This window comes from Mycobacterium shinjukuense (genome assembly GCF_010730055.1).
Taxonomy (GTDB): Bacteria; Actinomycetota; Actinomycetes; order Mycobacteriales; family Mycobacteriaceae; genus Mycobacterium; species Mycobacterium shinjukuense.
Genome location: NZ_AP022575.1, coordinates 3,213,094 through 3,238,809 on the forward strand (window position 1 = coordinate 3,213,094; position 25,716 = coordinate 3,238,809).

Here is a 25,716-nt window from a genome sequence, read left to right on the forward strand (position 1 = left end):
GGACAATCAGTTCAAAATCCCCGAATCATTCGGATGTAATTCTGAGCTGCTCAGAACGGGTTTTGGCGGCCTGAACGGCGGCGTCGACGGCCACCCGAAAACCCCCACGTTCGAGTTCGCGCAGCGCAGCGGCGGTGGTTCCGCCGGGTGAGGTGACCGACGCCCGTAGTTGCGACGCCGAGCTGTCCACCCGCAACCCCCGCGGCCGGCCGTCGGCCGCCGCCCGGTCTTGATCCATCCGCTCCAGCAGCATCGCCGCCGCCCCGGCCATGGTCTGCGCGGACAGGTCGGTGGCCACCCGACGGCTCAAGCCCGCCGCGACACCAGCATCCACCAGCGCCTCGACCAGCAGGAAGAAGTATGCCGGGCCCGAGCCGGACAGGGCGGTCACCGCGTCCATGTGCGACTCGGGGACGGTCAACACCACGCCGACCGCGTCGAACAGCGCGGACACCTCCGCAAGCTGCTGCGGGGTAACGAAACGCCCCTTGGCCAGCGCGGTAACCCCGGCGCCCACCAGCGCCGCCGCGTTGGGCATCGCACGGATCACCGGTGTCCCAGCCGGCAGCTTGGATTCGAAGTACGCGATCGTGACACCCGCCGCGACGGTGACGAACACCTGCTCAGCACCGTCTTCCTCGGCTCCGGCGGCCGCACTGGCCAGATCGCCCATCACCGCCTCGATGTCGGCGGGCTTGACCGCGACGACCACGAACGTCGCATTCTCCACCGCGTCGCGCACCGACGTCACCAGCACCGAGTAGGTTTGCGCGATGTACTTGGCCCGTTCCGGCATCCGTTCGGCCACCACCAGGTCCTTGACCTGGCGCCCCGCCCGCAGCAGGCCCGACAGCAACGCCTCACCGATGCTGCCGCCGCCGATGATCGCGATTCTTGCCATGCCGGAAAGCATCGCAGACGGCGCGGCCGGTCGGTGTTACCGGGCAAGGCGCCAGCGACAACGGCCCGCTGGACCCTCCCGGCCGGGCTCGACGCGTCCGTCACCGCAGCAGGTGGGTGCGGGCGAACTGCAGCGACTCGACCAGCATGGATTCGCGTTCGCTGGCCGAGCGTGCGCCCGAGGTCGACACCTCCAACACCACGTGCCCGGTAAAGCCGCCACCGGCCAGCAGGTGACACACCTCGGCGGTGGGCTGCGTGCCCCGGCCGGGCACCAGGTGCTCATCGGCGGGCAATCCGCTGCCGTCGCACAGGTGCAGGTGCACCAACCGCGAGCCCATTCGCCGCGCCATGTCCAGCGCGTCGGTGCCCGCGGTGGCGGTGTGCGAGAGGTCCAGCGTGTAATGCGCGTGGTTGCCGTCCAGCGGGTCGTAGGACGGCGCAAACGCCGAGATCGCCGGCCCTGGGCCACCGCCACGCTTGCGCATCCGTTCCCGCGACTGGTCGGCCCCGAAGAACCGATCCGCCCGGAACGGAAACATGTTTTCCACAGCCACCAACACATCGCTGGAAGCTTCCAGGGCGCAAACCTGGTCGCTGAATCCCTCGGCATAGCGCCGTTGCCAGCGAAACGGGGGATGCACCACGACGGTCTGCGCGCCCAGCTGCTCAGCGAACCGCACGCTGCGGTCCAACTTGACGATCGGATTGGAGCCCCAGACACGCTGTGAGATCAGCAGGCAGGGGGCATGCACCGACAGCACCGGCACGCGGTAACGCCGCGACAGCCTTCTGACGGCGTCGATGTCCTGGCTGGCCGACTCACCCCAGACCATCAGCTCGACCCCGTCGTAGCCCAGCCTGGCCGCGTATTCGAACGCGGCCTCGGCCCGTAACGGGTACACCGAGGCCGTCGATAAACCGACTTTGATGGCTGGGCGCACAGTCTGTGTGGTGGCGCCTAGCCCGACTGCAAAAGGGCCAGCGGTCCCAGGGTGATCAGCGCCCCCGCCGCAACCGCGATCAACGTACTGGCGATGTCCTCGGTCTTGCGGACCACCCGCACGCCGACCACCAGACCAAGAATCACCAACACCGCAAGCACCAACGCCACGATGCTGTTCCACCGCCATAGTTGGTCGAAGGCGATGAACAGACCGGCACCGAACACCACGGCCAGGATCGACTGCAGCACGATCAGCAGGCCGCGCCCCAGCGCGACCAGCTTCCCCCGCCAGCGACCCGGCACCCGAACCCGCTCACCTGCGACGCCGCGGTGATCCGCGTGAGATACCGCCGGCGCCTGCTCCGCACCCCGGCGCCGGGCCACCTCGTCGGCGAGGGACTGCCCGCCGAACAGCGTCCCCGCCGAGGGCTCTTCGGAAGCCTGCAGATAGCCGCCCGCCGACGTGGAAGCCTCGATCGCCGATTCCGCCTCGCGCACCTCGGAGTCCAAAACATCGACCGAGCCGTCACCGTAGTGCCCCACCGGATCGGGACTCATGTGCTCGGCACCGGACGGCCACGCGGCGGCATTGCCCTCATCGGTGTGCCGCCGGGGCCGCGGGTATTCGCTGCGCTCGGGCCCCGACACCCGGTGAGTTCTGGGGTCGGATTTAGGCCAGCGGGGCTCGGGTTCGGACCAGTATCTGGGAACGTCGGCGACGGCCGCGGCGGCTTGCGCGCCCGGTGGTGCTGTGGCCGGTTCAGCCGGCGGTTGGGGGGCCCGCTCGGTGACCTGGACCCGCCCGTTGCCGTGCTGTGAGGAGGCGGGCGGCGCGGGATGTGCGGTGTCCTTGCGCTGGTCTTGCCGGCGATCCTGGCGCGATGGGTCGCGAATGATCGGGATCTCGCCGGTGAGCTCTGCGACCGTGACCGCATCGCTGTCGCCGCGTCGGCGGCGCCGACGTCGGGTCGCCGCCGGGGCGTCGATGGCTCCGTGCCTGGCGAGCAATTCGGCCACCGAGATTTGCCGGGTGCCGGCGTCCCCATTGTCGGCCGTCTCGGAGTGTGGTCCGGTCATGGTTTGTTGCCTCTCGATCGGTTAGCCGCGTTCCGATCAACTACCTGGCCTCTAGCATCGCGCACCGACGTCTCCACGAGAGCGGTTCCGTCGGCTTCGCTGTCGAGTTTGCGCAAGATGAGACCCTCCCGTAGCGCCCACGGGCAGATATCCACCGCCTCAAGCGACAGCGCGCGCATGCTTGCCTCCGCCACCAGAGCGCCCGCCACGATCTGCGGCGCGCGCTCGGCGCTGACTCCTTCCAGTTCGGCACGGTCAACCGCCGTCATCCTAGAGATAAATGCGATGAGTTGCCGCAGACCGTTGGCCGTTAAGGTCCGCTTCACCCGTGGTCCCGCCGCCGACGGCGCGGCTCCAGTGAGCCGTGCCAGCGAGCGAAACGTCTTCGAGGTCGCGACCGCGAGGTCGGGGTTGCCGGCTTCCAGCACGGCCACACAGGGCTCGGCCAGCTCGGCGTCCAGCCAATCCCGTAGCATCGCCACCCGGCGCCGTCCGGGCGGATCGTCGGGTAGCCATTCGCGGGTCAACCGTCCGGCGCCCAGCGGCAGGGACAACGCGACCTCGGGCTCCTCGTCCACCCCGCTGGATATTTCCAGCGAGCCGCCGCCGATGTCGAGGTTGATGATCCGCCCGGCGCTCCAGCCATACCACCGTCGCACGGCCAGGAAGGTCAGCCGCGACTCGTCCTCCCCGCGCAGCGCCTGCAACTCGACACCGGTTTCTTTACGCACCCGGGCCAGCACGTCTTCGGAATTCTCGGCGTCGCGAACCGCGGACGTGGCGAAGGCCATCAACTCGGCACAGCCCGAGCTGACCGCGATCTTGGCGAATTCGTCGATGGTGGAAATCAGCTTGTCGGCGCCGCGCTTGGTGATCTTGCCCGAGCTGTCGGTGGCCTCGGCCAGCCGCAGCGTGGCCTTGGTCGAGCTCATCGGTGTCGGATGGCCGCCACGGTGGGCATCGACCACCAGCAGATGGACCGTGTTGCTGCCCACGTCCAGCACGCCCAATCGCACGAAAATAACCTAGCCGGGCGACGATGCCGGGCGCCCAGCGACCTGCTGAGGAGCCCGGCAATCCGACACCGCCGGGCGACGATGCCGGGCGCCCAGCGACCTGCTGAGGAGCCCGGCAATCCGACACCGCTTGCTGGCGAAACGACCGGCCCCGCAACGGCAAATGTGGACTAACGTTGCCCCCGTGGCAAACTCGCGCACGCGGCCCGGACAAGAGGTCGAATTGGACTTCGCCCGTGAGTGGGTGGAATTCTATGACCCCGACAATCCCGAGCACCTGATCGCGGCCGACCTCACCTGGCTGCTGTCGCGCTGGACGTGTGTCTTCGGGACGCCGGCCTGCCAGGGCACGGTGGCGGGCCGCCCGCACGATGGCTGCTGCTCGCACGGTGCTTTCCTGTCCGACGACGACGACCGCGCCCGGCTGGACGACGCGGTGAAAAAGCTGACCGACGACGACTGGCAGTATCGCAACAAGGGCTTGGGCCGCAAGGGATACCTGGAACTCGACGAGCATGACGGCCAGCCGCAACTCCGCACCCGCAAGTACAAGGACGCGTGCATCTTTTTGAACCGACCCGGGTTTGCCGGCGGCGCCGGCTGCGCGCTGCACAGCAAAGCCATCAAGCTGGGCCTACCACCGTTGAGGATGAAGCCCGATGTTTGCTGGCAGCTGCCGATCCGGCGCAGCCAGGAGTGGGTGAGCCGGCCCGACGGCACGGAAATTCTCAAGACCACCCTCACCGAGTACGACCGCCGCAGCTGGGGCTCCGGTGGTGCCGACCTGCACTGGTACTGCACCGGCGATCCGGCCGCCCACGTCGGCAAGAAACAGGTGTGGGAGAGCCTCGCCGAGGAACTCACCGAGCTGCTCGGCGAAAAGGCCTATGCGGAACTGGCGGCGATCTGCAAACGCCGCAGCCGATTGGGACTCATTGCGGTGCACCCCGCGACGCGGGCGGCCAAGTAGCAGTGTCGAGCACCCGGCTGCTGTACGACTCGACCATCCGCAGCGCGCTGTCGTTCAAATACGCCTCGACTGCCGCAGCGGCCGCTGGCGCGTCGCCGGCCGTCACCGCCGCGGTGATCGCGCACAAGGCAGCCACCACCGGTTCGGGGTTGTCGTAGGCCCCGGTGAGTTCGTGCTCCCGGCCACCGAAGGCGTGCTCGACCCACCGATACAGCAACCCCAACGCGCGATTGCGGGTGACGTGGATGAGCACGTGAAAGAAGGCGAGGTCGGCCGCCTGCCGGGCCGCGGCGGTATCGGCCTGGCACACCGCCGCCAGCGCCCCGCGCAGCGCCTCGGCATCCTCGGGAGTGCAGCGGTCGGCCGCGAGCCGGCCGATCAACGCGCCCAGCGCGGCCCGGATCTCGAGCACCTCGGCCAGAAAGTCCGGGCCCAGCCTGCGCACCAGCGCCTCGACCACCGCGGGATGGGTAAGACCCTCGGGGTCGCGCACCACGCTGCCGCTGCCGTGCCGAACCTCGATCAGGCCCATCTGCTGCAGCCGGGCCAGGCCCTGCCGCAGCGACGTGCGGTTGACGCCCAGCCGCTCCGCGAGATCCCGCTCGGGCGGCAGGGTCGAGCCCGGCGGGAACACGCCGTCAAGGATGGCGTCGGCGATCGACGCGGCGATCTGTTCGTCGACCCGCTGGCGCTCCGGCGGCTGTAGCGGACTTGACTGGTTCATTGGCTCAACCAATATAGTGGATGCACCCGGGAGGTGAAGCGGTGCACGACGAATTGCGATCGGCGGCAGCCCCACGCTGGCGGGGCACGGCCGGGCGCCTGGAAGTCTGGTATGCCACCCTGTCGGATCCGCTGACACACGCCGGTCTGTGGGTGCATTGCGAGACGGTCGCGCCGGTGGCGGCCAGCGGCACGCCCTACGCGCACGGCTGGGTGACCTGGTTTCCGGCGCCGTCGACCGATGGCCCGCCGCGCACCGAACGGTTCGGACCCGAGCCAGTCCGACCCGCGACCGGCGACGCCTGGTTCGACGCCGCGGGGGTGCGCGCCGCGCCCGCGGAACTGACCGGGCGCGCGCGATCCCTCGGCTGGCGGCTGTCCTGGCGGGATGCCGGGCCGCCGCTCTGGACGTTTCCCCGGGTGGCGTGGGAGCGCGAACTGCTGCCGGGCGCCCAGGTGGTGCTGGCCCCCACCGCCGACTTCACGGGCGCGCTGACCGTCGACGGCGCCAGCCACGCCATCGACGGCTGGCGCGGCGGCGTCGCCCACATCTATGGGCACGGCAACGCCAATCGCTGGGGGTGGATCCACGCCGACCTCGGTGACGGCGCCGTGGTGGAGGCGGTCACCGCGGTGTCGCACAAGCCGGGCCTGCGCAGGCTGGCGCCGATGGCGTTCGTTCGCTTGCGTCTCGACGGAAAAGACTGGCCCGCAAGCCCTTTGCCGTCACTGCGGTTACGCACGACGTTGGGCCTCCCGCACTGGCAGCTGGAGGGCCGCATCGGCGGCCGCCAGCTGCTCATCCGCGTCGACCAGCCGCCGCAGCGGTGCGTGAGCCTGCAGTACACCGACCCCGACGGCGGCCAGGCGGTGTGCACCAACACCGAGCAAGCCGACATCCACGTGGAACTCGGCGACCGGCGCTGGTCGGTGCTCGGCAGCGGGCACGCCGAAGTCGGGCTGCGCGGCGACCAGGCACCCGCGGTCAACGAAAGGACGCCCCGATGAGTTTCGCCCTCGACCCGCCACTGCTGGTTATCGCCGGCGTGCTCATCGAGCGCAGGGTGCCCCAGGACCGGCGCGACGTCGCCGAGGCCGCCACCCTGGGCGTCTTCTTCGCCGGATCGTTCGGGCTGTACCACAACGTGCCCGGACTGGGGCTGCTGTGGCGGCCGTTCGGCTCGCAGAACGGCCGCGACTTCATGTGGAACAGCGGCGTTTTCGACGTCGACACCGATAAGGCGGGGTGGCCGCTGCACGCGGCGGCCGCGGCCATCTTCGCCACCTACCCGTTCTTCATCAAGCTCGGGCGGCGGCTTGGCCAGCTGCTCCCGTCCCGCCCATGAGTCGGCTGGCGGAACGCGCACGAGCCTTTTCGCTGGCGTCGTTCGGCACCGCGTTGCTGCCCGAGGAGCACGGGGGCCCGTCACCGGCTCAGTTCATCGAGCGCGTCGACCGCTACCTGGCGCGGATGCCGGCCACGTCACGGCTGGCGGTGCATGCCGAGCTGCTGGCACTGGCGGCGGCGAGCTACCTCACCACCGGCCGGTCGCTGCCGCGGCTGGACCCTGGCCAACGTCAGCGGGTGCTGCGTCGGGTCGCCGCGCTGAGCCCGGATGCCGGCGCCGCTGTGGAAGGCCTGAAGGCGATCATGCTGCTGGCCACTGGCGCCGACACCTATGCCCAGGAATTGCTGTCCCGCGCCCAGGAGCACGGCCCGGCCCGGCCCGATGCGGCATTGACCGTCACACCGTCGACCGAGAGCCGCTCGGTGATGCGTACCGATGCGGTGATCATCGGCTCGGGCGCGGGCGGCGCGATGGCGGCCCGCACCCTGGCGCGGGCCGGCATGGGCGTCGTCGTGCTCGAGGAGGGACGGCGCTGGACGGTCGAGGAATTCCGCACCGCCCACCCGATCGATCGCTACGCCGGCCTGTACCGCGGCGCCGGGGCCACCGTCGCGCTGGGCCGTCCGGCGGTGGTGCTGCCGATGGGCCGGGCGGTCGGTGGCACCACCGTCGTCAACTCCGGCACCTGCTTCCGGCCTCCGGTTGCCGTGCAGCGACGGTGGCGCGACGAGTTCGGTCTGTCCCTCGCCGACCCTGACCGGCTGGCCGGCCACCTCGACGAGGTGGAACGCACCCTGCGGGTCGCCCCCGTGCCGCTGGAGGTCATGGGTCGCAACGGCACCCTGCTGCTGGACGCGGCCACGTCGCTGGGCTGGCGCGCGGCGCCCATTCCGCGCAACGCGCCCGGTTGCGAGGGCTGCTGCCAATGCGCGATCGGCTGTCCGCAAAACGCCAAGTTCGGCGTGCACCTCAATGCCCTGCCCCAGGCCTGCGAGGCGGGCGCGCGGATCATCTCCCAAGCGTGGGTGCAACGGGTGCTGCACGAGCATGGACGCGCGCTGGGGGTGCGGGCCCGCCGACCCGACGGCACCGCACTCGACGTGCTCGCCGACACCGTCGTGGTCGCCGCCGGCGCGACCGAGACGCCGGGGCTGTTGCGGCGCAGCGGTCTTGGCGGGCACCCCCGGTTGGGCCGGAACCTGGCGCTGCATCCGGCCACCATGCTCGCCGGGCGGTTCGATGACGACGTCTTCGCATGGCGCGGCGTGCTGCAAAGCGCCGCGGTGCACGAGCTGCACGAGTCCGACGGCGTGCTGATCGAGGCGACCTCCACGCCGCCGGGCATGGGGTCGATGGTCTTCCCCGGGTACGGGTCCGAGCTGCTGGGCTGGCTCGACCGGGCCCCTCGGGTCGCGACACTGGGCGCGATGGTCGCCGACCACGGCGTCGGCTCGGTGCGGTCGGTGCGCGGCCAGACGCTGGTGCGCTACGACATCACCACCGAGGACCTCGGCAAGGTGCGGGTGGCGCTGCAGGCCATGGGCCGGCTGCTGTTCGCCGCCGGAGCGGTCGAGGTGCTCACCGGTCTGCCCGGGGTGACGACGGTGAGGTCACTGTCCGACCTGCAGGACGCGCTGCGCCGGAGCGACCCAAGGAGCCTGCACCTGGCCGCCTTCCATCCCACGGGCACCGCCGCCGCCGGCGCCGACGAGCGGCGCTGTCCGATCGATCAGACCGGCAGGCTGCGCGGCGTCGACGGCGTCTGGGTCGCCGACGCGTCGATCCTGCCCAGCTGCCCGGAGGTGAACCCGCAGCTGTCGATCATGGCGATGGCACTGGCCGTGGCCGACGGGGTCGTCGGCGCACGTCAACGCGGGCGTTAGCGTTCGCAGTTAGCCCGGCTGGCCGGCTTCTCCACCGCGGCGCGCCTCGGCGCCGCGTCAGCCCTCCAGCTTGTAACCCAGCCCGCGCACGGTCACCAGATGCACCGGGTTGGCCGGGTCTGCCTCGATCTTGGACCGCAGCCGCTTGACGTGGACGTCGAGCGTCTTGGTGTCCCCGACATAGTCCGCGCCCCAGACCCGATCGATCAGCTGCCCGCGGGTCAACACTCGCCCGGTGTTGCGCATCAGGTATTCCAGCAGGTCGAATTCCTTGAGCGGCAGCGTGATGGTGTCGCCGTTCACCGAGACGATGTGTCGTTCCACATCCATTCGCACCGGCCCGGATTCCAACACCCCGTCGCTGACATCGGAGTCATCGTCGCCGCCGCGGCGCAGCACCGCCCGGATCCGGGCGATCAACTCGCGCGACGAATAGGGCTTGGTCACATAGTCGTCGGCGCCCAGCTCCAGGCCGACCACCTTGTCGATCTCGCTGTCCCGGGCGGTCACCATGATCACCGGCACGCTGGACCGCGCACGCAGCTGCTTGCACACGTCGGTTCCCGACATCCCCGGCAGCATCAAATCGAGCAGCACGATGTCCGCGCCGGCCCGGTCGAACTCGGCAAGCGCCGAGGGACCGTCGGTGACCACCGTGGCCTCAAACCCCTCTTTCCGCAGCAGAAACGCCAGCGGATCGGCCAATGACTCCTCGTCCTCCACGATCAACACGTTGGTCATCGGCGCCACTCCTTCTCATCGCTTCGCTCTGCATCGTCGTTGGCGCGGGTCATCGGCGCCACTCCTTCTCATCGCTTCGCTCTGCATCGTCGTTGGCGCGGGTCATCGGCGCCACTCCTTCTCATCGCTTCGCTCTGCATCGTCGTTGGCGCGGGTCATCGGCGCCACTCCTTCTCATCGCTTCGCTCTGCATCGTCGTTGGCGCGGGTCATAGACTGAGCTCTTCCTCTCGTTGGGACCTATTGGGCCGCTGGTCAAGGCCCCGCGGTTGCTCGGGTTGCTCGTCGGGATCCTGCGGCCCCGAGCCGGCCGGGACATACGCCGGGATAGCCAAGGTGAATGTCGATCCCGTGCCCGGCTTGCTCCACACACCGATGCTGCCGTTGTGGTTGGCCGCGACGTGTTTGACGATGGCCAGCCCCAGCCCGCTGCCGCCGGTCGCCCGCGAGCGCGCCTTATCGCCGCGGAAAAACCGCTCGAATACCCGCTGCTGGTCTTCCAGCGCGATCCCGATACCCCGGTCGGTGACGGCGATCTCAATGTTGTCGCCCCGCCGACGGCGGCTGATCGACACTAGCGAACCCGAGGGTGAGTAGGCGATCGCATTGGAGACCAGGTTGGCCAACGCGGTCACCAGCAGGGTTTGGTCACCCAGCACCCGCAGTCCGCTGGGGGCGTCGGTGCGCACCTCGATATCGGCGTTGTCGGCGGCCACCTTGTGACGCGAAATGGCCTCGGCGACAACGGTATCGACATCGACTTCGGTCACGTTGGGGAGGCGCTCGGCGCCCTGCAGCCGGGACAGCTCGATCAGTTCGGCAACCATGTCCCCCAGCCGGTTGGCCTCGACGAGCACCTTCTCGGCGAACCGTCGAACGGTGTCGGAGTCGTCCGCCGAAGCCAGCAGGGCCTCGGCAAGCAGCGCCATGGCGCCGACCGGGGTCTTGAGCTCGTGGCTGACGTTGGCGACGAAGTCCCGCCTGGTCGCTTCCACGCGGGCATAGTCCGACTGGTCGTGCACGAACACCACGGCGAACCGGCGGTCTTCCTCGCTCAATAGCCGGGCCTGCCCATGCACCGACAGCCCGGGTCGGCCGGTCGAACGTTTGGGCGGCAACAGGTCGAACTCGACATCGCGCCCGTCCAGGGCCTGCTGTGCGGCCTGCCAGGCTTCGTCGTCGAGCTGCCGGCCGCGCACCAGGCCCAGCTCCTTGGCCCGATCGTTGAGATAGACGACATCGCGATGGGTATCGACCACCGCAACACCCAGCGGCATCAGCTCGACGATCCGTTGCAGCATCTGCGCGACGGTGATCCCCGCCCACTCGCTGGCCGCTCGTTGGCGGCGCTGATCGACCCGGCCCGACAGCCGCGTTCCCACCGCCACGCCCATGGCCAGCGCCACCGCGGACAACACCCCGGCCAGCAACAGCGCCGAGAACACAGTCACATAGCAAATCCTACAAATCGTTGTGAAGCTCGCCCTAGCGGAGTGAGGCCAAAACCGGACAAGTCACATCCCGCGCAACAGGTGTTCGGCTGCTGTTCACGCGGTGTTCAGCAAACGGCCCAGGGGTTTGGGTGAACTCAGGGTTTCGCCGCGCCCTGACTGGCCACCGCGGCGGCACCGGCGGCCGCCGCCTCCGGGTCAAGGTAGGTGCCGCCCGGCACCACCGGCGCCAGCTTGGCATCCAGGTCATAGCGCAGTGGAACACCCGTCGGGATGTTCAACCCGACGATGTCGTTGTCGGACATCTGATCCAAATGCTTGACCAGAGCACGCAGGGAGTTGCCATGCGCGACGATCAGCACCGTCTTACCGGCCCGCAGGTCGCCGACGATGACATCGGTGAAGTACGGCAAGAACCGTGCCACCACGTCCGCCAGGCATTCGGTCAGCGGGCCGCCGCCAATGTCGGCGTAGCGCGGATCGGTGTCCTGACTGAACTTGCTCCCCGGCTCGATCGGCGGTGGCGGGGTGTCGTAACTGCGCCGCCAGGCCATGAACTGCTCTTCGCCGTAGCGGGCCATGGTCTCGGCCTTGTTGAGACCTTGCAGCGCGCCGTAGTGGCGTTCGTTGAGCCGCCAGCTGCGCCGCACCGGAATCCACAGCCGGTCGGCGCGATCCAGCGCCAGATGCGCGGTGGTGATCGCCCGCCGCAGCAGCGACGTGTAGAGCACGTCGGGCAGCAGGTCGTGTTCGGCGATCAGCTCGCCGCTGCGAACCGCCTCCGCCTGGCCCTTCTCGGTCAGGCCGACATCGACCCAACCGGTGAACAGGTTGAGTGCATTCCAGTCGCTCTCGCCGTGGCGCAGCAGCACCAGGGTGCCAGTGTTTGCCATGCCGGCAAGTCTCTCACGCCGATCCGTCGTCTCGGTCGCTGATCAAATGCGCGAACGCCGCCAGGTTGTTCAGCGACTCGCCGCGGGACACTCGCCACTCCCATTCTTTCTGAATCGATGAACGAAAACCCAACTCCAGCAATGTATTAAAGTCCGCGTCCACCGCTTCGAGCACCTGTCCGAGCACGCGGTCGATCTCGTCGGCGTCGACCGATGCCAGCGATATCCGACCGACTAGGTAAATGTCGCCGACGTTGTCCAGCGTGTAGGCGACCCCATAGAGACGGCGGTTGCGGTTGAGCAGGAACCGGTAAACACCTTCGTGGTTCTCGTCGGGCCTGCGACACACGAACGCCTCGACGCGCACCGAATGCTCGCCGATGCTCAACAGGGTGGCGGTCTTGAGCTTGCGTTCCCCGGGCAACTCCACGACCAGCCCCGGCGGCCCGCCGTGCGCCCCGGGGTGCCGTGCGTACTTCAGCCGGCTGACCCGCAGCGCCTCCTCGATCACCCGCAGCGCGGTCTGCCCGGTGGGCGACGTCACGCGCCCACCCCGCGACCGGGCGTCCAGCGACGAGCCGTGCGCACCGACGCCAGGTTCGATACCACGTCGCGGTCGCGCAGCCGACGCTCGGCCAGGAAATCACCGATCGCACGCCGGTAGCTGGCCAGCAGCGCGTCGGTGGTGTTCTCCCAGGAGAACGTGGCGGCGTGCTTGGCCGCCGCTCGGCTCATCGCCCAACCCCGCGGACCGGCGCTGATCCGCAGCAGAGAGCCGATGGCGGCTGCCCACTGGTCGACCCGGTGCCCGGCCACCAGCGTGCCGGTGACCCCGTCGCGCACCGCCACCGGCAGCCCGCCAACGGCGGCCGCCACCACCGGCGTGCCGCACGCCTGCGCCTCCACGGCAACCAGGCCGAACGACTCCGAATAGCTTGGCACCGCAACCAGGTCGGCGGCGTGAAACAAGACGGCCAGATCCGCGCGAGACTGGGGCGGCAGGAACGTCACCCGCTCGGTGATGCCCAGGTCGCCGGCCAGCCGAGCCAGTCCGTCCGGAGAGGCCAGGCCGCTGCCCGACGGCCCGCCGGCCACGACGATGCGCACCCCGGGCAATTTCGCCGCCGCACGCAGCACCAGGTCGGGCGCCTTCAGCGGCTGGATCCGTCCGACGAAGGCCACCACCTGATCGTCGACCGGGAGCCCCAACGCCGCCCGGGCCGCGCCCCGGTCCCCCGGACGGAACACGTCCAGGTCGACGCCGGGATGTACCACGTCGATCCGTGCGGGATCCGCGCAGTGAATCGAAACCAATTGCCGCGCTTCGTCTTCGGTGTTGACGATGAGCCGATCCGCCTCGTCGACCACCTGCTGTTCGCCCACGGTGCGCAGCGCCGGCTCGGGGACGTCACCGTCGGCCAGCGCCGCGTTCTTCACCGCGGCCAGCGTGTGTGCGGTGTGCACCAAGGGCACCGCCCACCGGTCGCGGGCCAGCCAGCCGACCTGGCCGGAGAGCCAGTAGTGGGAGTGCACGATGTCGTAGTAGCCCGGGTCATGGGCGGCTTCGACGCGCAACACCCCGGCCGCGAACGCGCACAGCTGGGTGGGCAGATCGTGCTTGTTCAGACCCTCGAACGGCCCGGCCACCACGTTGCGCACCAGCACGCCCGACGCCACCCGCACCACCGGTGGATCCGCGGACGCGGTGGCCCGGGTGAAGATCTCCACCTCGATGCCCCGCCGGGCCAGGTGCAGGGCGCTCTGCAGCACGTAGACGTTCATGCCGCCGGCGTCCCCGGTGCCCGGCTGGGCCAGCGGTGAGGTGTGCACCGCCAATAGGGCAACCCGGCGCAGGTCGTTCACCGCCGAGTCATCCCGCCGCACACTGTCATCTTTACAGCACACGCCGGTGCCCCGCCCAGGCGCGGGCAGTGGCGCACGGCCGAGCGCGGTTAAGCAAACGCCTCCGGTTCGGCGACCGGCAACTGGGGTTGCAGCGCCCCGGCGCGGCGCATCGCACCCAACGGATCGGCATAGAGTCCGCTCAACGCCACCAGGCCGGCGCCGGCCTCCTGCACCCGGTTGCCGAAGGCGGTGACCCGGATGTCGCGCGGCGGCAGCACCGAGCGCGCGGCGAACGCCGCCTCCACCCGCGCCATGCCTTCCGGGTACTCGGTGAACGCCTGGCCGCCGACCACCAGCTCGTCGGGGTTGAGCAGGTCACGCAGCAACGCCACCGCCTCGCCCAGCACCCTGGCCCGCTCCGCCAGCAGATCTGTGGCCTGTTGGTTGCCGGCCCGCGCCACCCTGATCAGGTCGGTGATCGCCGTAGCCGGCCCGCTCGTGCGGGTCACCGGGGCAACATCGGGCAGCAGCCGGAGCCGTCGGGCGGCCGCCAACACCGCCTCGTCGCTGACGGTGGATTCCAGCTGCCCGCCGCCGCCGAGCAGCGCGGAGTGGGCCGGCAGCGACGCAATGGTGCCCGGCCCGCTGGCTGGGCAGTGCACCCGCCCGCCAATCACCAACGCATAACCCACGGTTTCGCGGGCGTAGACGTACAGGCTGGTCGGGGAGCTGGGCGCAAACCGCCGCATGCCCAGCAGCAGTTCGGCTCCGGCCATGGCGTCGACGTGGGACGCCACCGACACCGGCAAACCCAGCGCGTCGGCCAGCACCGGGCCCACCGGCGCTTGTCGCCAGCCCAGCCGCGGGTGGTCGACGTGACCGGTGGCGCCGTCGACGGCGCCACCGATCGCGACCCCGACCCACAACGGCCGGCGCCGATGCCAGCGCCTCAGGTACCGGCCGGCGCTGTCGGCCAGCGCCGCCAGCGCGGGCGCCGCGGCGTTGAGCGGCGTCGGGGTCTCGACCGTGTCGAGTGTGCGGCCGAACAAGTCAGTGGCCACGATGCTGGTGGTCCGTGCGCCGATGTGGATGCCCAGCGTCACAAACGGTTCGTGGCTGACCTCCACGGGAACCCGTGGCCGCCCGATGGCGCCGGACACCGCGAGATCGGCCCGCTCCCGCAGCAGACCCGCCGCCAGCAGGGCGATGACCTGGCGGTTCACCGTCGCAATACTCAGCGAGGTGACCTTGGCGATGACGTCCCGGCCGACCGGACCGCGCAACCGCACCGCGCGAAAGACGGCCGCCGCCGCGGTGTCCGACAGGTGCAGCGCCGGGGGCACGACGTGGCGATGGGACCGTGGCGGGTGTCTGCGGCGGCTAGGTGACTGGGGGGCAAGGGTGGGTGAGTGCACGGGCGTCCTTAAGTCCTTGTTCGATGGCCGGTCCTCGGCCGCACCCGGTGACCGTTAGGTCAAGCGCGGCACAGTGCGCGGCAACAACACGCGCCCGCCGCGACATGGCACGCGGCGGTCGGGTTGAACAAGGCGCTGTGGTGCACACCGGAAAATCTAGCACGCTCGTTAGAGTTGTTCCGGTGACCACAGCCGGAACGCAACAACGGGTCGCGGTAGTCACCGGTGCCAGTTCGGGAATCGGTGAGGCAACCGCGAAAACACTTGCCGCCCAAGGGTTTCACGTGGTTGCGGCGGCACGCCGGGCGGACCGTATCACCGCTTTGGCCGACGAGATCGGCGGTACCGCGATTGTGACCGACGTCACCGACGGCGCCGCCGTCGATGCGCTGGCCCGCCGATTGAGCCGGGTCGACGTGCTGGTCAACAACGCCGGCGGCGCCAAAGGTCTGGAATTCGTCGCCGACGCCGACGAGCAGCATTGGCGCTGGATGTGGGAGACCAACGTGTTGGGCACGCTGCGGATGACCCGCACGCTGCTGCCCAAGCTGATCGAATCCGGCGACGGGCTCATCGTCACCATCACCTCGATCGCCGCGCTGGAGGTGTATGACGGCGGCGCCGGCTACACCGCGGCAAAGCACGCGCAAGCGGCCCTGCACCGCACGCTGCGCGGCGAACTGCTGGGAAAGCCGGTGCGGCTCACCGAGATCGCCCCGGGCGCGGTCGAGACCGAGTTCTCCCTCGTCCGCTTCGACGGCGACCAGCAACGCGCGAACGCGGTCTATGCCGGGATGACACCGTTGGTGGCCGCCGACGTCGCCGAGGTGGTCGGGTTCGTGGCGTCGCGACCGTCGCACGTCAACCTCGACCAGGTCATCATCCGGCCGCGTGACCAGGCCAGCGCCACTCGACGAGCTACCCGTCCGGGCTAACCACCCGGGCCCGCGCCGGTGCTGGGTGGGCCAGAGGCGGGCGCGGTTGACGGCGCAGCCGGCGCGGTGACCGGGATGCGGCTTCCCGGAGGACGCGCGGCCGGCGGCGGCAGGGCCGACATCGACACCCAGGTGTCCCAGTCCACGGCCCAGTCCCAGATGTCGCCGTCGGCGTAGGACAGCTGGATCGAGCTGCCGGTCACCTCGACCGGGTCTCCGTAGATCGCCGAATTGAAATACTCCTGCGCGTCGCTCGTCGACAGGTTGATACAGCCGTTGGTGACGTTGGTGTTGCCCTGCGCGCCCGCGCTCGCCGGGTTGGCGTGGATGAACTCGCCGTTGTTGGAGATCCGCACCGCCCAGCGTTCGTGGACATTGCTGTAGCCGGCGGCCGGGTTGGACATGTAGAAGTCGGCGTACTTCTCGGTGACCACGTGAATGCCGTTGCGGGTCACGTTGCGGGGCTTGTCGGCTTCGCCGTAGCTGCACGGGAAATCCATGATGACGCCCGCATCGGTGACCACCTGGATCCGGTGCGAGGAAACTTCGGCCTTGACCACCTGCCGACGACCGATCTGAAAGCTCAACGACATGTCCTGAGCGCCGTAGGCGCCGTCGCCGAACGGCAGGCCGTACAGCTTGGCGTCCACGTTGACGGTGGTACCCGCCGGGTAGTACTCCCGCGGTCGCCAGTGCACCCGAGCCCCCTTCGCCTCATCGGGCAGCCAGGCCCAGCTGCCCTCGACGGGCGGGTTGGTGGTGACGGTGAGGGCTCGCTCGACGGTGGCCTTGTCGACGATCGGCGCATCGAACTGGATGATGATCGGCGCCGCGATCCCGACGGTCTGCCCGTCGGCCAGCTGGAATCCGCCGTCGATCTTGCTGGCCGGCGTCACGGTGGTGAACTTGCCCGTCACCGGAACGGCCGTGCCGTCGTGACCGACGGCCGAACCGCTCCAGGTGTAGGTGGTGTCGTAGCCCAGCGGCTCGGTGATCGTGTAGACGGTGCGATCTCGGCTATACGCGCCGGCGACGACCTTGCCGGCCGAGTTGGTCAGCGCAACCCGCTGGAACCAGCCGTCGCCGACTTGGACGCTGATCGGCGCGATGGGCAGCACATCTTGGGCCGCCGGAGTGTTCGGGGCCGGTTGATACGTCAGACGGGGCGCCGGTGGCGGCTTCTTCTCGGATTGTTTGATGACTTTGCCAGCGCAGGCGGCCAGCACGTTCGGTGCGAGCACGCCGATCCCAAGGGCCGTCAAAGCCAGGCGCCGGTTGACCGGCCCCTGGCTTTGGGGGGTGCTAGATGTGCTCACGAAAGCCAAAGATACCGGGCGAAACACGCTCTCCCCCACCGTAAAGCCGCGCGGTGGGGTAGTTCCGCTGCAAAATACCCGCTACAACACGCAGCCGACCAGGACCGGTTCGGGTCTCAGTGTGATACCAAACACATCGCGAACCCCGTCACGAACCGTGCGCGCCAGTACCAGCACATCCTCGGCGGTGGCACCCCCACGGTTGGTCAGCGCGAGCGCGTGCTTGGTGGACAGCCGGCACGGGGCTTCACGACCACCCACCGCGGTCTCCGGATACCCCTTGCCGAAGCCGGCCCGCTCCACCAGCCAGCCGGCGGCCAGCTTGACTGCGCCAGGTGCCGGAAAATGCGGCACTGGCCCGTCGATCCGCGCGACCAGCCGTTCATATTGCTGCGGTGTGACCACCGGGTTGGTGAAGAACGACCCCACGCTCCAGGTGTCGTGGTCGGCCGCGTCGAGCACCATGCCCTTGCGGGCCCGCAGGGTTAGCACCGCCTCGCGGACGGTGTGCGGGTCGGCGCGCTCACCGCTGACCGCGCCGAGCGCGGCCGTCAGCTCCGCGTAGCGCAACGGGGCGCTGCGGCCCGACGGATCCAACGCAAACTCCACTTCCAGGACCACAGCGGGCAGGTCAAGCCCGTTGGCGTGCCTGAGCACGCTGGTGCGATAACCAAAACCCAGCTCGTCGCCGGGGACCCAGCGCACCAACCCGCTGCGCCGATCCAAGAGCCGGACCCGAGTGATGGTGTCGGACACCTCCGAGCCGTAGGCCCCGACGTTCTGCACCGGGGTGGCCCCGACCGAGCCGGGGATGCCGGACAGGCATTCCAGCCCACCCAGACCATGCTCGATGCTGCTGACCACCACCTGATCCCACACCGCGCCGGCCTCCGCGCGCACCAGGTTGCCGTCGATGGTGACGCGGTCGTTAGCCAACCGCACCACGGTCAGGTCGGCAAGGGCGTCGCCGATCACCAGGTTGGAGCCGCCAGCGATCACAAGCGGTGGGCCGCAGTGCCCGTCGCGGGCTTCGCTGTCCAGCCGCTGGAGCACGGCGACCACCTGATCGGTGGTGCGGCAAGTTATTACGCGCCGTGCCACCGGCCCTACCCGCAATGTGGTCAACGGCGCCAACGAAACCGATTCAGCGACGCGCGCTCCGGCAAAGAAGGAACCGACCACGGCCCGTAACGGTAGCCTGACCAGCTATGCCGCGTTCATTCGACATGTCGGCCGACTACGGGGGCAGCGTCGAAGCCGTTCACCGGGCCTTCCACGAGGAGGAGTACTGGCGGGCCAGGCTGGCCGAAACCCCGGTCGACGTCGCGACGCTGGAGTCGATGCGGATAGGTGGCGAGTCCGGCGACACCGGCACCATCGAAGTGGTCACCCTGCAGCTGGTGCGCAGCCACAACCTGCCGGGCCTGGTCACGCAGCTGCATCGGGGCGACCTGTGTGTGCGGCGGGAGGAAGCCTGGGGCCCGGTCAACGGCGGGATCGCCACCGCCACCATTGCCGGCTCGATCGTGGACGCACCGGCGAACCTGTGGGGCACGGCCGTGCTGGCACCCACCGGCAGCGGCTCCCGGATGTCGCTGCGACTCACCGTCCAGGTGCGGGTCCCCATCATCGGCGGCAAGCTGGAGCGGATCATCGGCACCCAATTGGGCCAGCTGGTGGCGATTGAACAGCGCTTCACCACCGACTGGATCATGAACAACGCCTGACCGGCCGGAGCTCGCGCCGCTTGCGGCGCGCATCGTCGCCGGGCCCAAGCTGGATCGCCCAGCTCCTCACCGCGCCGCAAGCGGCGCGCATCGTCGCCGGGCCCAAGCTGGATCGCCCAGCTCCTCACCGCGCCGCAAGCGGCGCGCATCGTCGCCGGGCCCAGCTGGATCGCCCAGCTCCTCACCGCGCCGCAAGCGGCGCGCATCGTCGCCGGGCCTAAGCTGGATCGCCCAGCTCCTCACCGCGCCGCAAGCGGCGCGCATCGTCGCCGGGCCTAAGCTGGATCGCCCAGCTCCTCACCGCGCCGCAAGCGGCGCGCATCGTCGCCGGGCCTAAGCTGGCTGGCATGCGGATCGCGCTGGCGCAAATCCTCAGCGGCACCGACCCGGCCGCGAATCTGCGGCTGGTGGACGAGTACACCAACCAGGCCCGTGACGCGGGCGCAAGGCTTGTGGTGTTTCCCGAGGCCACGATGTGCCGCTTTGGTGTGCCGTTGAGGCCGATCGCTGAGCCCGTCGACGGGCCATGGGCACACGGGGTCCGACAGATTGCCACCGATGCCGGGATCACCGTGATCGCCGGCATGTTCACCCCGGCCGGCGACGGCCGGGTGTGCAACACACTCATCGCGGCCGAGCCAGGCGCGCCCGACAAGCCGACTGCGCACTACCACAAGATCCACCTCTACGACGCGTTTGGCTTCACCGAGTCGCGCACGGTGGCACCCGGGCACGAACCGGTGGTGATCACCGTCGATGACGTCCAGGTCGGTTTGACGATTTGCTACGACATCCGATTTCCCGCGCTTTACACGGAGTTGGCCCGGCGTGGAGCCCAGCTCATCGCGGTCTGCGCAGCGTGGGGTTCGGGGCCCGGCAAACTGGCCCAGTGGACGTTGCTGGCTCGCGCCCGCGCGCTGGACTCGATGAGCTACATCGCCGCAGCCGGTCAAGCCGACCCCGCCAGCACGAGTGCCAGCTTGGGGACCGACCGGGAGACTGGCTCGGGCGCGCCGACCGGGGTGGGCGGCAGCCTGGTGGCATCGCCGCTGGGTGAGGTGCTGGCGTCGGCCGGAGCCCGGCCGCAACTGCTGCTTGCCGACATCGACGTCGCCCGGGTCGCCTCCGCCCGCGAGAGCATCGCCGTGCTGCGCAACCAGTCGAGCTTTGCTCAGGTTGATAGGGCAGAATCGCGGGGATGACACATCCGCAGGGACCGCTGAACGACGGCCCGTCAACGTGGGCGCGTCCGGGCGCTCAGGGTCCGCTCGCCCGAACCTCAGGCCCGGCCGAGTCATCCGGCGGGCGACTGCGTCCCGGCGCGGCCGGAGCCGGCCACACGCACGACCCGCAAACCGTCGCCGGTCGGTCGTCGCGGCAGACCGAGCCGTTGTCGGCGGCCCATGCCCAGGCCCAGCGACCCGGCTACGGCGCAGCCGGCCGGGCCGGTACCCGAACCACTCCACTGGCCACGGCGGACGAAGGCGCGGCGCCAGCGAAAGGCAAGCGACGTCGTTTCCGCGACCCGTTATCTGTCTTCTTGATCCTCATCATCGTGTTTTCGCTGGTCCTGGCCGGGCTGATCGGTGCCGAGCTGTACGTTCGCAACCAAGCCAACGACAAGGTCGCTGCGGCGGTGGCCTGCGAGGTCAGGGATCAGGCCACCGCGTCGTTCGGGGTGGCGCCACTGGTGCTGTGGCAGGTCATTACCCGGCATTTCACCAACATTTCGGTGGAGACCGCGGGTCACCAGGTCCGCGACGCCAAGGGCATGAAGATCCAGATCACCATCTCCAATGTCCGGCTGACGAACGCACCGGGCTCCAAGGGCACGATCGGGGCGCTGGACGCCACCATCACCTGGACCGCTGAGGGCATCAAGGAGTCCGTGCAGAACGCCCTTCCGATACTGGGTCCGTTCGTCACCAGCAGCGTGGTCACGCACCCCAAGGACGGCACCATCGAATTGAAGGGCATGCTGGACGACATTGTCGCCAAGCCGGTGGTGGCCGGTAACGGGATCGAGCTGCAGATCCTCAGCTTCAACACGCTGGGCTTCTCGCTGCCGAGAGAGAGCGTGCAGTCGATGCTCAACGACTTCACCGCCAACCTGACCAAGAACTACCCGCTGGGCATCCACGCGGACAGCGTGCAGGTGACCTCGACCGGTGTGATCAGCCACTTCTCCACCCGCGACGCCACCATCCCGGCAGACAGCCTGCACCCCTGCTTCGCCAACCTGTGAGCGCGGTCAGGTCCGGCTGAGCCCGTCGAGCACCGCTCGGGTGCTGGACAGGCCCAGCCTGGTAGCGCCGGCGTTGAGCATCGCGACCGCGTCCGCGGCGGTGCGGATACCACCGCTGGCCTTGACCCCCAGCCGCCCGCCGACGGTCGTTGTCATCAACTCGACGGCACGCACGCTCGCCCCGCCGGCGGGATGAAACCCGGTGGAGGTCTTGACGAAATCGGCTCCGGCGTCCTCGGCGGCGCGACAGGCCCGGGTCAGCACGTGCGGGTCGCCCCGGCCTAGCAGCACCGCCGACTCCACGATCACCTTGAGCACCGCCCCGGACGCGGCGGCACGCACTGCCTCGATGTCGGACCGCACGGCGTCGAAGTCGCCGGCCAGCGCCGCCCCGATGTCGATGACCATGTCGATCTCATGTGCGCCGGCGTCGATGGCCGCGGCCGCCTCGTGCGCCTTGACAACGGACATGTGCTTGCCCGACGGAAAACCCGCCACCGATGCGACCCGCACCCCACCGGCGCTGGCCGCGACCGCGACCGGCACCATCGACGGCGAGACACACACCGCGTAGACCCCGAGTTCGGCGGCCTCGGCGACCAGGCCGACCACATCTGCGGTAGTGGCCTCGGGTTTGAGCAGGGTGTGGTCGACCACCGCCGCCAGCCGCCCGCGGGTCGGCTGATCGGCCACTAGGGCGGGTTTTCCGGGCCGCCGGGATTGCACTCGGCGGCGATCATCTCGTCGTCGTCGACGACCGGGCGCCACGGTTCGAGGTTCCAGCTGGGCTTGCCCGGCTGTCCGATTTCGGCGAACTGCCAGTGACACATGAACTGTGCACGCATGCCGGCGGTGTCGGCGCCCGGCGACAGTGCGAGCACCTCGGCCCAGGCCTCGTCGCCCTCGCCCACCGTGCCGGGCTGGCGGGCCGCCGCCCGCCCCGATGGTGTCGGATAGACCCGCAGGGTGATCAGCTGCCCCCACAACCCCCACTCGGTGTGGTCGATAAACGGCGGAGCCGGGGGCGACACGCAGCCGCCGGTATCAGCGATCGCCGGAGCCGCCCACAGCAGGCCGACGAACACCGCCGCCGGCGCGACCACCAGGGCTTTCATTCGTTAGCGGGACTTGCCCTGGATTTCGAGCAGCTTGGGCCGTACGTCGACCAGGTACACCCCCGCCGCGCACGCGGCGATCACCAATCCGAGCACGCCGAACACGGGATACAGGATGGAGGTCATCGCCACCGCCACGCCGAGGATCAGCAACCATACCGGCTTGGTCAGCTTGTCGGCGGCGGTGTACGCGTCGGGACGCTGCAGCGCAGCATGCACAAACGCATACACCGCCATCACGAACACGGCGACCAGCAAGGCCAACATGACGGTACCCACGAGGTGGTTCACACCCCAAGACTATGCGGGTTCGGGCCCACACGTCGACTCCGAGTCGCCCGGGGGCGACTCGGAGTCGAGTTTCGTGCCGTGGTGTTCGAGGTGACTCGGAGCCCAACTACTTCTGGGTGACCTTCTTGGCCGGAGCCTTCTTGGCCGGAGCCTTCTTGGCCGCGGCCTTCTTCGCCGGGGCCTTCTTCGCCGGGGCCTTCTTGGCCGGAGCCTTCTTCGGCAGCTCGATGCCGACCAGCTTGGCGGCACGCTCACCCACCTCGCGAGCCTGCGAGGCGACCGTGCCCAGGGCTTCCTGGGTCAGCTCGACGGCCTGGTCAACGTAGCCCTCGGCACGCGCCGACGCGTCCTCGAAGACCGACTGGCTGCGCAACCGCTCCAGTGCGGCCTCACCGCGCGCGACCAGCTCGTTGTACCGCGTGGTGGCCGCCTCGAGGTAGCCCTCGGCGGCCTTACGCAGTTCTTCGGCGGTGAAACGCTCGCGCAGCTCGGTGAGCTGCTCGGGCAGGTCCTCCCGCAGCTCGGACAACCGCGCGCGGCTCTCCTCGACCCGGGTGCGGGTGTCCGAACGGGTCTCTTCGGCGCGCTCACGCAGGTTGGTGATCAGGTCGTTGACGGTGGCCAGAGCCAAGTCAGCCGCACCCAGCGCGGCAAGCAGCGGAGCCTTCAGGTCGTCAATGTTCGTGTTTTCAGGCATTGTGTTTCCTTTCATGTGTTTTCGTTATCGGCGTTATTGCTTATTCGGTGTAGACGATGGGGGCAAGCGTCGGCTCCCCTGGGGGAGTAGTCAAGACCCGCGGATTGACGTGGCCGCGACTTGCGGGAAACCTCCTGGTTCGTCGGGTCGGTGGGCGATTGGGGTGCGCTGGGGCGGCCGCGGCGCAACCACCCGCGCGCGTACCCGCGTTTAGCCGATTCCGCCGCTGGCACCGGCCCTCGTCGAGCGAGTCAGTCGCCGGGTGTCGGCTCGCTCGGACACGCCTCACGGGCGGCTTCGTTCTGCTGGCTAAACGAGGCGTAGATGTCGAGCAGGATCTGCTTCTGGCGCTCGGTGATCGCCGTGTCGGTGATGATGGCGTCACGCACCTGACTGGTCTCGCTGGGCTCGAGGATCCCGGCCCGCACGTAGAGAACCTCGGCGGAGACCCGCAGCGCCTTGGCGATCTGGGCCAAGACGTCGGCGGACGGCTTGCGCAGTCCACGCTCGACCTGGCTCAGGTACGGGTTGCTGACGCCGGACCGTTCGGCAAGTTGTCGCATCGACACGTGTGCATTCTCGCGTTGCGCCCTGATGAAGCTGCCGATGTCGGAAGCCTTAGAAGACACCGTGGACACCTTGGCGCCCAGCTTCTCCTCCGCCGGCATGTGACGCACTCCTCGGTTCGGGACGTTCGGTTACGTCCACCAGGGTACGGCCAGGTGCTTGCTTTTGCAAGCACTTGTTAGCACGCCTACACGAACAGCAGCTGAGCGACGGCGTAGATCACCAGCCCCGCCGAGGCGCCCACCACGGTGCCGTTGATCCGGATAAACTGCAGGTCACGGCCGACGTGCAGTTCGATGCGCCGGCTGGCTTCCGCGGCGTCCCAGCGCTCGATGGTCTCGGTGATGATCGCTGTGATCTCCACCCCATATTGCGAAACCAGCTGCTGGGCGGCCCGCACCATCCAGCTCTCCACGTCGTCGCGCAGGTCGACGTCGTCGCGCAGCGCTTCCCCGAGCCGCATCACCGCGTCGGCAATGCGCACGCGCAGCGCGCTGGACGGGTCGTCTACGCCCTCCAGCACCAGCCGTTTGAGCGTCTGCCACGCCGTCGCGGCGGCGTTGGCGATCTCCTCACGCGCCATCAGCTGCTCCTTGACCGCATCGGCGCGCGCAATGGTGGCCGGATCGTGCTGCAGGTCGTCGGCGAAGTCGAACAAGAAGCGGGTCGCCGAGCGCCGCAGTTCGTGGTCGGGATTGCGGCGCACCTTGTCGGTGAACTCCATCAATTCGCGGTGGATGCGGTCGCCCACAAGATGGTCGATGAACCGGGGTGACCAGCTCGGGGAGTCCCGCTCGACCACCCGCTGAATGACCACGCCGGCATTTAGTGACCACTGAAACGCTCGGTCAGCCAGCAACTGGATCAGGGCCTCCTGCCGGTTCTCGGCTAACAGCGTCTGCAACACCCGCCCCGCCGGCGGACCCCACTGCGGCTCGGCGATCCGGCGGATGATCGTTCGGTCGATCACATGCTGCACGTCCTCGTCGCGGAGCAGATCCACCATCACCCGCAGCACCGTCGCGGTCTCGGCGGCCACCCGCTGGGCATGGGCCGGCTCCGACAGCCACTTGCCCAGCCGGCTGGGGATCTGGGCGTCCCGCAGCTTGGTCTCCACGACCTCCGCGGACAAGAAGTTTTCCCGTACAAACGTGCCCAGACCCTCGCCGAGCTGGTCTTTCTTGCGCTTGATGATCGCGGTGTGTGGAATCGGGATGCCCAGCGGATGTTTGAACAGCGCGGTCACCGCGAACCAGTCCGCCAGGGCACCCACCATGCCGGCCTCCGCGGCGGCACCGACGTAGCCCACCCAAACCGGCGCCACACCCGACGCCTGCGCCCACCGGCAGACAAGGAACACCGCGGTGGCGCCGAGCAGAAAGCCCAGCGCCACCGCCTTCATCCGGCGCAGCGCCGTGCGCCGCTGGGCGTCCGCCACCGGGTCCGCCCCGGCAAACGATTCGGCGAAGGATGTGCGGGGCCGGCGCACCACGGTCGGCCGCGTGTTCACATACCGTCCCTGCGGCCAGCCCGGCGCATCGGCTCTGTGTGCCACCACACCATCATCCGCTATCGCCGCCACCAGCTAGGGTGACGACACTGTTCGGGAGCCGTC

General features: G+C 69.2%; 27 protein-coding genes. 8 read left to right on the forward strand and 19 right to left on the reverse strand.

Features of this window, described 5'->3' with window-relative positions; genetic code table 11:
• Nucleotides 1–25 precede the first annotated feature (25 nt).
• From proC to G6N20_RS14560, 4 genes are all read right to left on the reverse strand, one after another.
• The gene (gene proC / locus G6N20_RS14545) at nt 26–901 is read right to left on the reverse strand and encodes a pyrroline-5-carboxylate reductase (protein ID WP_179961475.1); all 876 of its coding nucleotides are present in this window, start codon (nt 899–901) and stop codon (nt 26–28) included.
• Between the two features lie 100 nt (nt 902–1,001).
• A complete protein-coding gene (locus G6N20_RS14550; protein ID WP_083046647.1) occupies nt 1,002–1,844 on the reverse strand; it encodes a sugar phosphate isomerase/epimerase family protein in 843 nt (280 codons plus the stop codon).
• Between the two features lie 17 nt (nt 1,845–1,861).
• On the reverse strand, nt 1,862–2,923 hold the full coding sequence (locus G6N20_RS14555) for a hypothetical protein (protein WP_083046646.1): 1,062 nt from the start codon (nt 2,921–2,923) through the stop codon (nt 1,862–1,864).
• The gene (locus G6N20_RS14560; RefSeq protein ID WP_083046645.1) at nt 2,920–3,939 is read right to left on the reverse strand and encodes a Ppx/GppA family phosphatase; all 1,020 of its coding nucleotides are present in this window, start codon (nt 3,937–3,939) and stop codon (nt 2,920–2,922) included. Before G6N20_RS14560 ends, G6N20_RS14555 begins: the two co-directional genes overlap by 4 nt.
• 163 nt (nt 3,940–4,102) lie before the next feature.
• Here G6N20_RS14560 and G6N20_RS14565 point away from each other — a divergent pair, with 163 nt between their 5' ends.
• Complete coding sequence (locus G6N20_RS14565; RefSeq protein ID WP_083046644.1) at nt 4,103–4,909, forward strand: hypothetical protein; 807 nt, start codon at nt 4,103–4,105, stop codon at nt 4,907–4,909.
• Here the strand turns inward: G6N20_RS14565 and G6N20_RS14570 are convergent.
• On the reverse strand, nt 4,872–5,633 hold the full coding sequence (locus G6N20_RS14570; protein WP_083046643.1) for a FadR/GntR family transcriptional regulator: 762 nt from the start codon (nt 5,631–5,633) through the stop codon (nt 4,872–4,874). The two genes, G6N20_RS14565 and G6N20_RS14570, sit on opposite strands and share 38 nt — an antisense overlap.
• A 41-nt stretch (nt 5,634–5,674) precedes the next feature.
• On the opposite strand from G6N20_RS14570, the gene G6N20_RS14575 reads away from it, so the two are divergent.
• The 3 genes from G6N20_RS14575 to G6N20_RS14585 are packed head-to-tail and all read left to right on the forward strand — an operon-like array spanning nt 5,675 to nt 8,864.
• Nucleotides 5,675–6,640 (forward strand): hypothetical protein, encoded by a 966-nt coding sequence (locus G6N20_RS14575; protein WP_083046694.1) that lies wholly within the window; start codon nt 5,675–5,677, stop codon nt 6,638–6,640.
• A complete protein-coding gene (locus G6N20_RS14580; protein WP_083046642.1) occupies nt 6,637–6,978 on the forward strand; it encodes a hypothetical protein in 342 nt (113 codons plus the stop codon). The genes G6N20_RS14575 and G6N20_RS14580 overlap by 4 nt, the downstream gene beginning before the upstream one ends.
• The gene (locus G6N20_RS14585) at nt 6,975–8,864 is read left to right on the forward strand and encodes a GMC family oxidoreductase (RefSeq protein WP_083046641.1); all 1,890 of its coding nucleotides are present in this window, start codon (nt 6,975–6,977) and stop codon (nt 8,862–8,864) included. Before G6N20_RS14580 ends, G6N20_RS14585 begins: the two co-directional genes overlap by 4 nt.
• Nucleotides 8,865–8,921: 57 nt before the next feature.
• On the opposite strand, the gene regX is transcribed toward G6N20_RS14585, so the two are convergent.
• The 6 genes from regX to G6N20_RS14615 all read right to left on the reverse strand — a co-directional run bounded on the left by regX (nt 8,922) and on the right by G6N20_RS14615 (nt 15,208).
• Nucleotides 8,922–9,605, reverse strand: coding sequence for a two-component sensory transduction protein RegX (gene regX, locus G6N20_RS14590; protein WP_083046640.1), 684 nt, complete (start codon nt 9,603–9,605; stop codon nt 8,922–8,924).
• A 208-nt stretch (nt 9,606–9,813) separates the two neighbouring features.
• Complete coding sequence (locus G6N20_RS14595; protein ID WP_142271896.1) at nt 9,814–11,055, reverse strand: sensor histidine kinase; 1,242 nt, start codon at nt 11,053–11,055, stop codon at nt 9,814–9,816.
• Nucleotides 11,056–11,192: 137 nt separating this feature from the next.
• On the reverse strand, nt 11,193–11,948 hold the full coding sequence (locus tag G6N20_RS14600; RefSeq protein WP_083046638.1) for a phosphoglyceromutase: 756 nt from the start codon (nt 11,946–11,948) through the stop codon (nt 11,193–11,195).
• A gap of 13 nt (nt 11,949–11,961) precedes the next feature.
• Nucleotides 11,962–12,492, reverse strand: coding sequence for a type III secretion system chaperone family protein (locus G6N20_RS14605; RefSeq protein WP_372516302.1), 531 nt, complete (start codon nt 12,490–12,492; stop codon nt 11,962–11,964).
• Nucleotides 12,489–13,853, reverse strand: coding sequence for a D-inositol-3-phosphate glycosyltransferase (gene mshA / locus G6N20_RS14610; RefSeq protein WP_408632550.1), 1,365 nt, complete (start codon nt 13,851–13,853; stop codon nt 12,489–12,491). Before mshA ends, G6N20_RS14605 begins: the two co-directional genes overlap by 4 nt.
• A 47-nt stretch (nt 13,854–13,900) precedes the next feature.
• Nucleotides 13,901–15,208, reverse strand: a complete 1,308-nt coding sequence (locus G6N20_RS14615) for an ROK family protein (RefSeq protein WP_083046636.1) — start codon at nt 15,206–15,208, stop codon at nt 13,901–13,903.
• Between the two features lie 182 nt (nt 15,209–15,390).
• Between G6N20_RS14615 and G6N20_RS14620 the strand changes: the two genes are divergently transcribed.
• Nucleotides 15,391–16,143, forward strand: coding sequence for an SDR family NAD(P)-dependent oxidoreductase (locus G6N20_RS14620; protein WP_142271894.1), 753 nt, complete (start codon nt 15,391–15,393; stop codon nt 16,141–16,143).
• On the opposite strand, the gene G6N20_RS14625 is transcribed toward G6N20_RS14620, so the two are convergent.
• Nucleotides 16,140–17,498, reverse strand: a complete 1,359-nt coding sequence (locus tag G6N20_RS14625) for a L,D-transpeptidase (protein WP_179961476.1) — start codon at nt 17,496–17,498, stop codon at nt 16,140–16,142. The genes G6N20_RS14620 and G6N20_RS14625 overlap by 4 nt on opposite strands.
• Before the next feature lie 42 nt (nt 17,499–17,540).
• On the reverse strand, nt 17,541–18,665 hold the full coding sequence (locus tag G6N20_RS14630) for a UDP-N-acetylmuramate dehydrogenase (protein ID WP_083046633.1): 1,125 nt from the start codon (nt 18,663–18,665) through the stop codon (nt 17,541–17,543).
• Nucleotides 18,666–18,667: 2 nt separating this feature from the next.
• Between G6N20_RS14630 and G6N20_RS14635 the strand changes: the two genes are divergently transcribed.
• The 3 genes from G6N20_RS14635 (at nt 18,668) to G6N20_RS14645 (ending at nt 21,431) form a co-directional block, all read left to right on the forward strand.
• Nucleotides 18,668–19,186, forward strand: a complete 519-nt coding sequence (locus tag G6N20_RS14635; RefSeq protein WP_083046632.1) for a DUF2505 domain-containing protein — start codon at nt 18,668–18,670, stop codon at nt 19,184–19,186.
• Nucleotides 19,187–19,533: 347 nt separating this feature from the next.
• The gene (locus G6N20_RS14640) at nt 19,534–20,388 is read left to right on the forward strand and encodes a carbon-nitrogen hydrolase family protein (RefSeq protein ID WP_083046631.1); all 855 of its coding nucleotides are present in this window, start codon (nt 19,534–19,536) and stop codon (nt 20,386–20,388) included.
• Nucleotides 20,385–21,431 (forward strand): LmeA family phospholipid-binding protein, encoded by a 1,047-nt coding sequence (locus tag G6N20_RS14645; protein ID WP_083046630.1) that lies wholly within the window; start codon nt 20,385–20,387, stop codon nt 21,429–21,431. The genes G6N20_RS14640 and G6N20_RS14645 overlap by 4 nt, the downstream gene beginning before the upstream one ends.
• Before the next feature lie 6 nt (nt 21,432–21,437).
• On the opposite strand, the gene deoC is transcribed toward G6N20_RS14645, so the two are convergent.
• The 6 genes from deoC to G6N20_RS14675 all read right to left on the reverse strand — a co-directional run bounded on the left by deoC (nt 21,438) and on the right by G6N20_RS14675 (nt 25,659).
• A complete protein-coding gene (deoC, locus tag G6N20_RS14650) occupies nt 21,438–22,124 on the reverse strand; it encodes a deoxyribose-phosphate aldolase (protein ID WP_083046629.1) in 687 nt (228 codons plus the stop codon).
• A complete protein-coding gene (locus tag G6N20_RS14655) occupies nt 22,124–22,546 on the reverse strand; it encodes a DUF2599 domain-containing protein (protein WP_083046628.1) in 423 nt (140 codons plus the stop codon). The genes deoC and G6N20_RS14655 overlap by 1 nt, the downstream gene beginning before the upstream one ends.
• A 3-nt stretch (nt 22,547–22,549) precedes the next feature.
• Nucleotides 22,550–22,837: a DUF2516 family protein gene (locus G6N20_RS14660; RefSeq protein ID WP_083046627.1), complete on the reverse strand. Its 288-nt coding sequence runs from the start codon at nt 22,835–22,837 to the stop codon at nt 22,550–22,552.
• 106 nt (nt 22,838–22,943) lie between these two features.
• On the reverse strand, nt 22,944–23,534 hold the full coding sequence (hbhA, locus tag G6N20_RS14665; RefSeq protein ID WP_083046626.1) for a heparin-binding hemagglutinin HbhA: 591 nt from the start codon (nt 23,532–23,534) through the stop codon (nt 22,944–22,946).
• 251 nt (nt 23,535–23,785) lie between these two features.
• Entirely contained in the window at nt 23,786–24,202 is a 417-nt protein-coding gene (locus tag G6N20_RS14670; RefSeq protein WP_083046625.1) for a helix-turn-helix domain-containing protein, read from the reverse strand.
• Nucleotides 24,203–24,288: 86 nt separating this feature from the next.
• Nucleotides 24,289–25,659, reverse strand: a complete 1,371-nt coding sequence (locus G6N20_RS14675; RefSeq protein WP_083046692.1) for a DUF445 domain-containing protein — start codon at nt 25,657–25,659, stop codon at nt 24,289–24,291.
• Between the last annotated feature and the right edge of the window lie 57 nt (nt 25,660–25,716).